At 53.1% G+C, this 12,214-nt stretch carries 11 protein-coding genes and 1 pseudogene; 7 read left to right on the plus strand and 5 right to left on the minus strand.

Annotation, left to right across the window (positions count from 1 at the left end):
- Nucleotides 1-147: 147 nt before the first annotated feature.
- Nucleotides 148-1,305 (minus strand): GTP cyclohydrolase II, encoded by a 1,158-nt coding sequence (ribA, locus tag AC0VXT_RS19990; protein WP_475546810.1) that lies wholly within the window; start codon nt 1,303-1,305, stop codon nt 148-150.
- Nucleotides 1,306-1,717: 412 nt separating this feature from the next.
- Here ribA and AC0VXT_RS19995 point away from each other — a divergent pair, with 412 nt between their 5' ends.
- Nucleotides 1,718-2,407, plus strand: a complete 690-nt coding sequence (locus AC0VXT_RS19995; RefSeq protein WP_022733614.1) for a response regulator transcription factor — start codon at nt 1,718-1,720, stop codon at nt 2,405-2,407.
- Nucleotides 2,408-2,639: 232 nt separating this feature from the next.
- On the opposite strand, the gene AC0VXT_RS20000 is transcribed toward AC0VXT_RS19995, so the two are convergent.
- The gene (locus tag AC0VXT_RS20000; protein ID WP_475546811.1) at nt 2,640-3,335 is read right to left on the minus strand and encodes a YggS family pyridoxal phosphate-dependent enzyme; all 696 of its coding nucleotides are present in this window, start codon (nt 3,333-3,335) and stop codon (nt 2,640-2,642) included.
- 138 nt (nt 3,336-3,473) lie between these two features.
- Here AC0VXT_RS20000 and AC0VXT_RS20005 point away from each other — a divergent pair, with 138 nt between their 5' ends.
- Together AC0VXT_RS20005 and AC0VXT_RS20010 are read left to right on the plus strand one after the other, a co-directional pair.
- Nucleotides 3,474-4,022, plus strand: coding sequence for a thiamine phosphate synthase (locus AC0VXT_RS20005; RefSeq protein ID WP_475546812.1), 549 nt, complete (start codon nt 3,474-3,476; stop codon nt 4,020-4,022).
- Nucleotides 4,023-4,056: 34 nt separating this feature from the next.
- Complete coding sequence (locus AC0VXT_RS20010) at nt 4,057-5,298, plus strand: glycosyltransferase family 9 protein (protein ID WP_475546813.1); 1,242 nt, start codon at nt 4,057-4,059, stop codon at nt 5,296-5,298.
- A gap of 111 nt (nt 5,299-5,409) precedes the next feature.
- On the opposite strand, the gene AC0VXT_RS20015 is transcribed toward AC0VXT_RS20010, so the two are convergent.
- From AC0VXT_RS20015 to AC0VXT_RS20025, 3 genes and pseudogenes are all read right to left on the minus strand, one after another.
- On the minus strand, nt 5,410-6,441 hold the full coding sequence (locus AC0VXT_RS20015; protein ID WP_475546814.1) for a porin: 1,032 nt from the start codon (nt 6,439-6,441) through the stop codon (nt 5,410-5,412).
- 393 nt (nt 6,442-6,834) lie between these two features.
- A pseudogene (locus AC0VXT_RS20020) lies at nt 6,835-7,573 on the minus strand (IS5 family transposase).
- 356 nt (nt 7,574-7,929) lie between these two features.
- A complete protein-coding gene (locus AC0VXT_RS20025) occupies nt 7,930-8,988 on the minus strand; it encodes a porin (RefSeq protein ID WP_475546815.1) in 1,059 nt (352 codons plus the stop codon).
- Between the two features lie 243 nt (nt 8,989-9,231).
- Here AC0VXT_RS20025 and AC0VXT_RS20030 point away from each other — a divergent pair, with 243 nt between their 5' ends.
- Genes AC0VXT_RS20030 through holA form a run of 4 tightly spaced genes read left to right on the plus strand, consistent with a single transcriptional unit; the run spans nt 9,232 to nt 12,046 of the window.
- Nucleotides 9,232-9,792 carry a DUF3576 domain-containing protein gene (locus AC0VXT_RS20030; RefSeq protein ID WP_475546816.1) on the plus strand — a complete coding sequence of 187 codons (561 nt, stop codon included), beginning with the start codon at nt 9,232-9,234 and terminating at the stop codon, nt 9,790-9,792.
- 4 nt (nt 9,793-9,796) lie between these two features.
- Entirely contained in the window at nt 9,797-10,480 is a 684-nt protein-coding gene (locus AC0VXT_RS20035; protein ID WP_475546817.1) for a hypothetical protein, read from the plus strand.
- Nucleotides 10,477-10,986, plus strand: a complete 510-nt coding sequence (lptE, locus tag AC0VXT_RS20040) for an LPS assembly lipoprotein LptE (RefSeq protein ID WP_475546818.1) — start codon at nt 10,477-10,479, stop codon at nt 10,984-10,986. Before AC0VXT_RS20035 ends, lptE begins: the two co-directional genes overlap by 4 nt.
- A 28-nt stretch (nt 10,987-11,014) precedes the next feature.
- A complete protein-coding gene (gene holA / locus AC0VXT_RS20045; protein ID WP_475546819.1) occupies nt 11,015-12,046 on the plus strand; it encodes a DNA polymerase III subunit delta in 1,032 nt (343 codons plus the stop codon).
- The last annotated feature ends 168 nt before the right edge of the window (nt 12,047-12,214 follow it).

Consider the following 12,214-nt stretch of genomic DNA (forward strand, 5'->3'; position numbering starts at 1 on the left):
CCGCAGGCACTGTTTCTGCCTGTCGGAATCTTCTGCCGGGTTGGGGCCCGAAAGGACCAATCTGGGTAGAACGTGCCGAAAATGAAGGACTCACGAGCATCGAAGCGCAGGGAAACCTTTATTTGCAGGCCGTTCTGCACGGATTGCCTAGAATAGGTGACCGGCACGGTCTTTCTTGGTCTGAAGATAAAACGCATTATGGCCGTTGGAGGGGAACTTGTGCGGCACACGTTCGGCAACCTTAACGCCCCAGCCTTCAAGGCCTTTAAGCTTTTCCGGATTGTTGGTCAGCAACCGGACCGAACCAAAACCCAACTGACGCAACATTTCGGCTGCCGGGCGATAGACCCGTTCGTCGGCATCAAAGCCAAGTTCTTCGTTGGCATCAAGCGTATCAAACCCGCGATCCTGAAGGGCATAGGCGCGCAGCTTATTCACAAGCCCGATGCCGCGCCCTTCCTGACGCAGATACAAAATAATGCCACCCTGCCCGCTTTTGGCGATTTCGGAAATCGCCCCGCGCAATTGCGGCCCGCAATCACAGCGCAGCGACCCGATCAAATCGCCGGTAAAGCATTCCGAATGCAACCGGATCAAAACAGGCTGATCCTTGGCCGGTTCGTCAATGACAATCGCCAGATGTTCCTGCCCGCCATCTTCGGGGCGAAAGGCAATCACCGTGGCGTTTTCCGCATCTTCAAGCGGCACACGGGCCTGACTGACTTCACGCAGGGTCGCGGCCGATGCATCTTCGTAGCCGTTAATGCTTTCAGATTGCAAAACCAGCAAATTCTGCGCCCGGGCCAAGTTTTCGAGCTGATCGGCCCCGACTGGCACCGTGACAACAGCGGGCAACAACCGGGCAAGCTTTGCCAACCGGATTGCCGCTGTTTCAGCCATGCTCACCGCACGCCAGTCGCCCGCAGGCAACTGATCAAGATCAAGCAATGGATTGGCGATTTCGCCCAAGCGGGCCGCATTGATGTCGGACTGCCTTTTACTGACAAAGGCCACAAACGAGTCTTGTTCGCACGCACCGCCCAGGGATCTTGCACGCACCCGCGGCAAAATAATTGCCGGGCTTTCGGTGTTGTGGGTGATGTCACACAGGCGCTCAAACCCGGCTTGCGACAAGGGCTCGGCGGCAATCACCGCAACGCTGTGGACCGCACCATCCAAATGGCCCTGAACCAGAACAATTTCACCGCGGCGTAAATCCGCAACCGCACGCGATACTGTCACCAGATCGGTGGCCGGGATTGAATTGCTGTCATTCTGGGCCGTGGCGGCAAAGCTTTGGGTCATTGTTATCTTATCGTTAGGGGTCAGAGGCCATTTAAGCGATCACAACATCGCGATCTGGTCGTAAGGGGCTAGATAACGGGCCGTAATGATTAATATAAGCGAACAGTTCAATCGGGTTTATTCTGATGTCTCGCGCAAAATCGCAGGAAGATAGACATCTTTCAAGGTTTTGTGACGCGGCCAACCAACAGATCATAGCGTTTGGTGGTTGGGATGTATTAATTAATCCGGGTCGGGCAGAGGTCAATGGGTTAAAACGAAAACAGTTTGTTCTTGAAATAGCATTATGCGACGCTCTCCCCAGATATATGGCGGCGCATGAACGGATATTCCACAAAAACAATGGCGCGCCGAAGCGCCATGTCTGATCAAGAAATTGATCCGGGATCTGACAAGCAGCAAGGGATGGTGAATGTCAACAGGTAAACAGGTTCTCGTCGTTGAAGATGATGCAGCACTCAGCCAGTCTTTGACCGAGCAGCTTCGACTGCACGAGGAATTCGAATGTGTTGTCGCCAACAGTGGCAAGGATGCACTCGATGCCGCGAAAGAAGCCTATTTTGACATGATTTTGCTTGATGTCGGGCTGCCCGATATGGATGGCCGCGATGTCTGCAAATTGATGCGCCGCGCGGGCGTCAAATCCCCGATTATCATGCTGACCGGGGCCAATAGTGATTCCGACACCATCCTTGGCCTTGAATCCGGTGCCAATGATTATGTCACCAAGCCGTTCCGCCTCAACGTGCTTTTGGCGCGCATCCGCGCCCACATCCGCCAGCACGAACAAAGTGAGGATGCGGTCTTTGTCATTGGCCCCTACAGCTTCCAGCCCAGTGCCAAAATTCTGATCGAAACGGTCAGCGAAAAGAAAGTCCGCCTGACGGAAAAGGAAACCTCGATCCTGAAATTCCTGTTCCGTGCAGGCGACAAACCGGTTACCCGCGAAACGCTGCTTGATGAAGTCTGGGGGTATAACGCCGGGGTTACCACCCACACGCTTGAAACCCATGTCTATCGCCTGCGTCAGAAAATCGAAAAAGACCCGTCAAACGCGACTATTCTGGTCACCGAGCCGGGTGGTTACAAGCTGATCCCGTAAGGTTGGAAGATCGCGTGTTCGTAGGTTAAAAAAATCCCGCGATAAAAAGCGGGATTTTTTTGTCACAAACTTGACTGTCGCGCGTCTTGGATATCGCGCCGATTATCCACAGAAAGCCCAAAAATCAGATTTTATCTGTAATGAGCGGGTATATCGCGCTTTAAGCGCTATTTTTGCCGATTTTTGGGGTGAAAATCAAATTATGGCCATTTAAAACCACCTTAATTGCCAGTTAATACCCGCGAGATCCGAAAATCGCTGTCCCAACCCGGACATGCGTCGCACCAAATCGGATTGCGGCTTCGTAATCACCGCTCATACCCATGCTTCTGATCTCAATTCCATGACGATCGGCGATCTTGCCCAACAATAAAAAATGCGGTGCCGGTTCTTCATCGACCGGTGGAATGCACATCAATCCCGTAATCGGCAAATTCAACTCATCGCGACACAGGGCGATAAATTCATCCGCATCGGCGGGTGCGATACCAGCCTTTTGCGGTTCTTCACCTGTATTGATCTGAATGAAAAGATCGGGGCAAGAACCGGTCGCATCACAGTGCTTTGCCAATGCACGGGCCAGTTTTGGCCGGTCCACCGTCTCAATCACATCAAACAACCGGGCGGCGTCCTTGACCTTATTGGTCTGAAGTGGCCCGATCAGATGCAGTTCCGTATCGGGAAATTCATCGCGCAAGCCCGGCCATTTTCCCGCCGCTTCTTGCACCCGGTTTTCGCCAAAAACCCGCCGTCCTTCAACCAATGCCGTGCGCACATGATCTGCTTCGTGGTTTTTGGATACACAGACCAGGGTCACCGACGTTGGATCACGATCAGCAGCCTTACAGACGGCATTGATATTGTCCTGAATATCGCGCAGGTTCTGTGCAACATCACTATTGCCAGATGACAGATCATGATCGCTCATCGATGATGGGTCCTAATGGTTTGAAATACGCCTTACGAAATCGGGATACTATCAATGGACGCCTCCCTGTTAAAGCAGGCACACCAACTGAATTTACGCAATTGCGTTGCCAATGGCCCTTTCCCACCGGTTATCCTCATGACCGATGATCACCGCCTGCCCGATCCGGTTGCGGCAATTACAAAACTGCCCCGTCACAGCATGGTGGTTTTTCGCCATTATGATCACCCTGACCGGGCCATCCTTGCGGCAAAACTGCGTTCGCAATGCCGTCGTCTGGGCCACCGGATGCTGATTGCCAATGACGTTGCACTCGCACTGACCCTTGGGGCCGACGGGGTGCATCTGCCCGAATATCGCATCTGGCAGTCGCCATCGATCTATCGACAAATCCCAGACAGGTTGATCGTCACATCAGCCTGTCACAGCATGCCGACAGCGCGCAAACTGTGCCTTTTACCGGCAAGCTTTCGCCCCGACGGACTGTTCATTTCGCCGGTTTTTGCAACCCAAAGCCACCCCGGCGCATCCACCATGCCGTTTGGCGTTGTTCAACGTATTGCGCGCATCTGTGCACATCACGACATCAGCCCGATTGGACTTGGTGGAATCAATCGCAAAAATGTTGGGAAACTGCGCGGCTCAGCCCTTGCGTCTTTGGCCGGGATCGGGTTTTCTGGGGCTTGATCACCCCCGCCGGTGCATGGAGTATCGCCCCGCAATGCCCGCAAAGCCGCACCATAAGCTGCATCCTGCCCGCAAGAAATTCACCCGATTCGCATCCAAGGTGCCATTTCAGTTCGGCCTGCCCAATGTCAGCCCGACACTGGGCCAATCCTCGGACGGCAGCCCGATTTATTTCACGCGCACAACATCCTTGCTGCGCCAGCAGGCCTTGGCGACAGCACCCTCGGTACAGATCAAATCGGATGCCTTCCACCCCCGGGTATTGCCCCGTGCGGCATGGTCCGAAACCGATTTTGCACAAGCCAAAACCCTTTTTCTGATCCCCGATGATGCCTTGGGCGATTGCGTGGGCATGGTGCTGTTCTTTCGCGCCTTTGCGCAAAAGTACCCGGGGGCCAAAATCGCTGTGCTCAACAGTGCCAGCGCATCCGACATTTTTGCCACCCTTGCCGACATCGAAATCTTCCAACTGTTCATATCCTCAAAACAGCTCGCCCGGTTTGATCATGTGATTGATCTGAGTGAAATGGAAGGCTGGGAAACAATCGCCCAGATGCCGGTTAACCCCGAAGAATCCCTATGCACGGCCTTTGCAATATCACCGATTGCCCTACCGGCGCGCCAACCAATGGCAAAGCCCGGCATGAACATCGGCATTTTGCCCATGGCCTCATCCCCCTTGCGCACCCTGCCCCCGGCATTGGTCCGCGACATCGCACAGATGCTTGGCCATGCTGGTCATCAGATCACGCTTATTTTAAATGCCTATCAGGGGGTGATGCGCGCCTATAAAGACAGCATTGCCGCCGATGAGCTTGAAAATGTCACGGTAATTGATGGGTTTCGCACGATTGGCGAACTGATCGGTTTTATGGAAAAACAGGATTACGTCGTGCTGGCCGACAGCGGCCCGGCACATATCACCAAGCTGTTTCAAACACCGGGCCTTGGGATTTACACATCCGCCTCGGCCAAGGTCCTGCAAGGACGCCACACAAATTTACGCAACTGGCAAAGCACCTATCGCGGCGACTTTTGCACCGCCCCCTGCGGGCTGGCAAAACTGCGTGCGACAAACGATGGCCAGATCGGCTGTATGGGCAGCCTCAAAGTGCCATTTGACCAACTGGGCGATCTTCCGGCAGCCAGCAACAAAGCCGTGGCCGAAAAGTTGGTTGTCGAATCGACCGTGCCCTGTGTGTCGCATTTACAGTCTGATCAAGATGCGATTTTTCAAATGCTGGACGAAGATTTAAAAATGCCAGTGACGCCATAAGTCATCGCGTCTTAATCGGTGTAATCATCAGCATCAAACACGTCAGACAGACAAAAAAGAAGGAGGCGGCCAAAGCCACCTCCTTCAAATCTGTAATCCAATTCCGAAGAATTAGAAGTCGAGACGCAGACCAGTTACAACGCCGTAGCCGTCATTGTCGCCGCTGATGCCACTGGTAGCAGAATTGTTGGTGCTGTCTGCTTCCTGGTCGAACCAATAGACAGAAGATTTCCAGGTCACGCCTGCACCAAGGGTGTAAGCCATGCCGAGGTCAACAGTGCTGATATCACCACTGTTGTCAACTTCTTCATAACCATAGCCCAAGGACACAGTTGCTGCGTCCATCGCATAGGAAACACCAAGGTCAAACGCATCAAGGTCTTGATTGGTGGAGTTCAGACCGTAGTCGTCTTCGGTGTGGCCGTAAGAACCGCCAACGGTGAAGTTGCCAAAGCCAACGGTCGAACCAAGACCATACCAGTAACCGTCGCCAGAGTTTTCACCGGTTGCGGAAAGACCAAGTGCAACACCGTTGAAGTCATGGTCGAAAGCAAGCGCACCAGAAACGATGCTATCACCGCCGCCGTCTGTGCCATTGTAGCTGTTGCTACCATTGCGCTGGCTGTCGTCAGCATACGACGCACCGGCACGGAAACCACCGAAGGACGGGGTGAAGTAGCTAACGCGGTTCTGATCACCACTCGAGCGAATGGTATCGATCAAATATGCATCAACCCAGTTTGACAAATCACCATCATTGACGCCAACCGGACCAACCGACGGTGCCTGCAGAGCCATTGAGTCAGCTGCACTGTCGTTCTTACCCATTTCGATGCGACCAAAGCCACCGTTTACGAACAGGTACTGTTCGTCAATCTGGTCACCAGAGGTTTCACCTTCGAGTTCGATTTTGGCACCAACTTCAATGCCGTTATCAAGCGTGGTTTTGCCCGAGAAGTGAACTTCGGTATCGGACTGGAATGCATTGTTACGGCCACCTGACGGGGTATTGTCCTGGTCAGAGAAACCAGCCCACTGCTCCATGTAACCACCAACTTCAAGCTGGATTTTTTCGGACGCCTGTGCGGAACCGGCAAAGGCAACAGCGGCGAGTGCGCTGGAAGCAAAAAGAATCTTTTTCATCGTAACCCTCGAGATAAAAATTGGTTTGAGACGAAGGGGATTGAACCGAGCGGCCCTTCGATCTGTCGAGAGCCATAAAACCCATCAAATGACTTTGGGTCAACACGAATAAATGACCATTAGTTATTTATTTATCGCAATGTGGCATTTTTACCACATAACACCCTGCTATATCGCATATATTAATGATCAATAGTCTTATTGATTTACAAATTCATACCCACCCTACCGAATGACCACATAAATAAGAAACACAAATAACCAGTGGTCATTTTATTTTGGTGAAAGGATTCACTCTCTACAGTCGATTGAAAAATAATAGGGATTTTGCGATTGAGGAAATGATAATGCGGCATGTGTTGACGTTGTGGACGGTCTAGGTTGAATCGACATTTACATCCATATGATAGCAGCGGCGAGATATACGAAAGACAGATAATGGCAGGCCTTACGATCATAACGTGTGGCCAGTCTTCGCCAGTGCTTGAGCTTGTTGAACGTCCGCTCGACAACGTTTCTGCGTTTATAGATTTCCTTGTCGTAGTCGCGCTGCTGCTTCCGATTGGATCTTGGTGGAATAACCGCAACAGCCTCCATGGCGGCGATGGCGTCAAGTATTTCCTGACTGTCATACCCTTTATCTGCCAGCACATGCGATGGACGAAAACCATCAATCAGTTCAAGGCCCTTTGTGCAATCATTGCGCTGCCCACCGGTCAGGAGCAAACGCAAAGGACGTCCCACAGCATCGACACACATGTGGATTTTGCTGCTTAGTCCTCCTCTGGAACGCCCCAAAGCCTCATTTTGTGCCCCCCTTTTCCCGTCGCAGCCTGCTGATGGGCCCGAACAATCGTTGAGTCGATCATGAGATATTCGTTATCCGGCGCCTCGATGAGAGCATTGAAAACCTCTTCCCACACCCCGGCCTTGGCCCAGCGCGTGAAACGCTTATGGACTATTTTCCATTTGCCATACCGCTCCGGCAAGTCATGCCACTACGCAAAACCCAAAGCACGCTATTTACGAACTGAAGGTTGTTCTTCCCGCTGCGTCCCCGGTCTCCCTGCTTACCGGGAACAATGGCTTCAATTCTGCTCCATTGTTCGGAGCTCAGTTCGTAGCGTTTCATCATCTTCTCCACTGACCGTTAAAACGGTGGGAGTGAATCAAAATTGGTCCGCTTTGGGAATCCCCGCAAGTAAATGTCGATTGGTCCTAGGACCTACCCTCATTCATATCATCGTAAAAACCTGCGTCACACTTGAATGATTCTGACAGAACCGGTTTCACAATTACGAACGTTTAAAAACCCAACAAGCCACTTAATCTAGAACCCGAAACCGCGAAGAAATCTATTAGTCCACAAAATCCTAACGTTCCCAACAGGGATTTGGTGCTTTAGAACCTGCTCAACATAGCAACAAACAAAAAAAGAAGGGGGTGGAAAATCCACCCCCTTCAACTTTTCTACTAACCCGATAAGGATTAGAAGGAAAGAGCAAGACCGGTAACAGCGCCGTAACCGTCGTTGTCGTCAGCATTGCCAACGTCCTGACCTTTGTCGTCGAACCAGAAGATCGAAGACTTCCAGGTTACGCCAGCGCCAAGCGTGTAAGCAAGGCCGAGGTCAACGGTATTGAGTTCGTCAACGCCATCGCTTGCAGTGGTGCTGTCGTTCTCACCATAGGCATAGCCGAGGGAAACGGTTGCAGCATCCATTGCATAAGCAACGCCGATTTCGAAATCGGTGGTGTCGTCACGCTGAGCAGTGGCTTCACCCTGACCGAATTCGCCATCGGTTTCAGAAACAGAACCACCAACGGTGAAGTTACCAAAGCCAACGGTTGCGCCAAGGCCGTACCATTCGCCTTCACCCATGTGTTCACCAACAAGCGAAACACCAAGCGAAACACCGTCGAAGTCGTGACGGAACTCAAGACCACCAGAAACGCGGTTGTCACCGGTCGTTGCGGTGTCATTGTTTTCCGAAGAGTCGTCATCCGCATAGGACAAACCAGCGCGGAAACCACCCATGACCGGGGTGTAATAGGTCAGACGCTTGGAATCGCCACCAGCTGGAACGGTATCCGGAACAGCATTGATTGCAACCCAGTTGCCAAGGTCGCCATCGTTGACGCCAACCGGGCCAGCAGCCGGACCGGTGATGCCCATGTCAGCAGCAGCGCCGTCTTCGGCACCGAGTTTGATCTGACCGAAACCGCCATTAACGTACAGGTACTGTTCGTCAATGTTGGTTACGCCGGTCGAACCGTCGTCTGCACTGTTACGCGCCTGGCTGTTCTCACCTTCGAGTTCGATTGCAGCACCGACTTCAATGCCGTTATCAAGGGTTGTGGAACCTTTGAAGTGAACTTCGGTGTCAGACTGGAAAGCATTACGTGATTCACCACGGTCCTGATCGGCAACACCGGCCCACTGTTCCATGTAACCACCAACCGACAGGCTGATTTTTTCGGAAGCCGAAGCCTGGCCTGCGAATGCGACAGCGACGAGTGCGCTGGAAGCAACAAGAATCTTTTTCATCTTTTCCCTCAACGTCTTTGCAAGCGTTTTACGCTACAAAAATTATTTGGACAGCTTATGCCGCCCGGTTCGAGAAGCATGGAGCCACCAAATGATCGCACCGTCAAGCAACACTGTGTCCAAAATGATACATTGCGCAAACACTGTTACATAAAAAGCACACTGGTTTTCTTTGATCACAGCCCCCATCCGCCTTATAGTGCCGACAAATATAGCGTAACACCCGTTATCAAGGGCCAGATCGTGACCAGTTCTTTCGCAAAAATTCTAGGCTTTGCCACCCTTTCAGCTTTTCTGGCCGGCTGTGCCGGCACACAAGCCGACTACGACAACTATCCCGGATCTGCCCCTGGGGATCAGAGAGTTAACGGACGCGCGGCCACAATCGCCGATCAAAAGCGCCAAGGTAGTCTTTTTGGCTCGGATGGCCTGAACATCTTTGGCGGCGAGGAATCACAAAAAGGCACCGGATCGGGCATCGGCGTGAACAGCTTCCTGTGGCGCGCCACACTCGACACCTTGTCTTTCATGCCACTTAACTCAGCCGATCCGTTTGGCGGCGTGATTATTACCGACTGGTACACGCCCGGAGAAACGCCAAATGAGCGGTTCAAGCTGACGGCTTATATCCTTGGCACAGCCCTTCGGTCGGACGCGATTAAGGTTTCGGTTTTCCGCCAAGTCAATGTCGGCCCCAACCAGTGGCAGGATGCCGTGGTCGAACCGGGGACGGTCACATCCATGGAAGACGCCATCCTCACCCGCGCCCGCCAGTTGCGAATCGATAGCGCAACCGCCGAGTAGGCTGATGGCTGATACCTCTTTATATATATCGCCTGAATACAACCCCCATTCGCTGATGCGCGATTGGGGGTTCTTCGTTGAACAGCAACGCCCCGATATATATGCAGCACTTTCCGGACCGCTCAGCCCCCTGCGCCAGATACTTGCCGCGTCCATCACCACAATGGCTGGCGGGGAACTTGTCGCGCCCCCGGCAACTTCGGGAAAAGTCACCACGGATTTTGTTGTACCAGATGCCCGAACGATGTGTCAGGAAATCGGTCTTGATGTCCTCACCCTTGCCTTGCTGGCAGATGTCCCGCTGCACAGACCGCTTCAGATCACGCAAAACGCTCTGATTGGGCATTGGCGCTGGCTGCGTCTGGTCTGGCGTACATTGGCTGATGCAACACTGGCGAACGAATGTGTTAAGCCAATGCCAGTAACACCCAAAAGCACCTTTGCCGCACTATATCCGGCACTGTTGGCAGGACGGAGTAACGTCGCCATCGCCAATCTTCGAACAATGTTTCAAAACCTGACAGCTCATTCCGCGACACAAAGCATGCAAAATAGCCTCTCGGAAAGCCCGGATGCTCTTCATTCTTTCCTTGCCAATCTCACTCTGTTTTGCCCTTTTATCGGTTACGACCTATTGTGTCGCCACGGCTTGATGAAAGCTCCTTGGATAAAAGGTTCTATTGAATGAAATTGCGCGCCCTTTTCCCTGCACTCACCCTGATTGCCCTGATGTCTCTCAGTGCCTGCGGCTTTCGCCCGCTCTATGCAGAAGATCGCAGTGGACAAAGCACAACAACGGATATGTCACAGGTCGAAGTCACCCTGATCAATGACCGTGTTGGCCAAATTACGCGCAATCTTTTAATTGAAACCCTCACCCCCCGTGGTCAAGTTGCCAACCCGGCCTACACATTAGACGTAGAAGTATCCGAGTTGACCAGCGAACAGGGCTTTACCAAAGACAACGAAGCAACAATTGCCGACTATTTAATATCAGCAAACTATGAACTAACCCGCAAGTCCGACGCCACACTGTTGCGTAAAGGGCGCGTAAGGGCACGCACCAGTTACAACATTGTCGATTCGGACTTCGCCAGCCTCGAAGCCGAAAAAGCCGCCCGTCGTGACGCCGCGCGCAATCTGGCACAGCAGATCGCCAATCAGGTTGCGGTTGGCCTGCGCGCCAATCCGTAAGACCTTCTCTGGAAGACGTATCTAACCCATGAAACTCAAGGCAGCCCAGGTCGAAACCTTTCTCCGTGCGCCCGACGCCAAGGCACAGTTGGTGCTGATCTATGGCGAGGACGAAGGTCTTGTGCGCGAACGTGCGGTAAAGCTTGCCAAAACCGTCGTCGAAGACCTCAAGGACCCGTTCAGAGTTATTGAAATGGGCAGTGCCCAGCTTAAAGAAGACAGCAGCCGCCTGCGCGACGAAGCCGCCGCCATCAGTTTTGGTGGCGGACGCCGCGTCATCCGACTCCGCGACATTGGCGATGCACAGGCTCCGGCAATTGCCGACTTCCTCAAAGACCCTGCGGGTGACGCCCTGATCGTGATCGAAGCCGGCAGTTTACCATCCCGTTCCAAATTGCGTCAGGCGGTTGAAAAGGCCGGTAACGGCATGGCGTTGCCGTGCTATGCCGACAGCGGACGCGACCTTGAAGGGCTGATCAGTGCGGTGATGGAGGACCACAAACTGCGCATTGACCGCGATGCGACCCGCTATCTGGTTGCCAATCTTGGGTCGGACCGCATGATATCGCGAAGCGAGCTTGAAAAACTCGCCCTCTATGCGTTCAAGGACGGTCAAGTCACACTGGCCGATGCGATGGATTGCGTTGGCGACAGCTCAGCCCGCCATTATGACGATGTCATACAAGCCGTTTCACAGGGGAATGTCGTCAATCTGGATACCGCCCTTACCCGCTTGACCGAAGAAGGCCTCAATCCGGTTGGCGCGCTTCGCATGATGCTCGGATATTTCCAGAAACTGCATCTGGTCAAAGGACAGATCACCCAAGGAGCCAATACTGAACAGGCAATGAAATCCCTGCGCCCGCCGCTGTTTTTCAAGGCCGCCGATCAGTTCCGGGCCAACCTGAACAATTGGGCCGTTCCAACCTTGCAACGCGCGCTGCAAATCCTGCTCGAGGCCGAAAAAGACTGCAAAAGTGGTCTTGCCGTTCCTGAAACCATCGCCCACCGCGCCATGATCAAAATCGCCGTCGCCCGGCAAAAGCAGGCACGTCGCTAAAACACCACAGGGCAGCCTCGGCAAAAGCCTGACTTAACCTGTAAATGGCATGACTCAACACCCAGGATGCGCGACAGAAAGTGCTCGGGGCGGCTGTATAGCGCCGAGTCCCCGGTTTCTAAAGCCCTTCGCTTTTCGCATGAGTCTATAACCCGGTTCAAATCGACG

This window comes from Thalassospira sp. Z349TD_5, assembly GCF_056173045.1.

Coding starts and splice junctions, on each gene's coding strand:
- ribA (WP_475546810.1), bottom strand. CDS start 1,305: ATGACCCAAAGCTTTGCCGCCACGGCCCAGAATGACAGCAATTCAATC.
- AC0VXT_RS19995 (WP_022733614.1), top strand. CDS start 1,718: ATGTCAACAGGTAAACAGGTTCTCGTCGTTGAAGATGATGCAGCACTC.
- AC0VXT_RS20000 (WP_475546811.1), bottom strand. CDS start 3,335: ATGAGCGATCATGATCTGTCATCTGGCAATAGTGATGTTGCACAGAAC.
- AC0VXT_RS20005 (WP_475546812.1), top strand. CDS start 3,474: ATGACCGATGATCACCGCCTGCCCGATCCGGTTGCGGCAATTACAAAA.
- AC0VXT_RS20010 (WP_475546813.1), top strand. CDS start 4,057: ATGCCCGCAAAGCCGCACCATAAGCTGCATCCTGCCCGCAAGAAATTC.
- AC0VXT_RS20015 (WP_475546814.1), bottom strand. CDS start 6,441: ATGAAAAAGATTCTTTTTGCTTCCAGCGCACTCGCCGCTGTTGCCTTT.
- AC0VXT_RS20025 (WP_475546815.1), bottom strand. CDS start 8,988: ATGAAAAAGATTCTTGTTGCTTCCAGCGCACTCGTCGCTGTCGCATTC.
- AC0VXT_RS20035 (WP_475546817.1), top strand. CDS start 9,797: ATGGCTGATACCTCTTTATATATATCGCCTGAATACAACCCCCATTCG.
- lptE (WP_475546818.1), top strand. CDS start 10,477: ATGAAATTGCGCGCCCTTTTCCCTGCACTCACCCTGATTGCCCTGATG.
- holA (WP_475546819.1), top strand. CDS start 11,015: ATGAAACTCAAGGCAGCCCAGGTCGAAACCTTTCTCCGTGCGCCCGAC.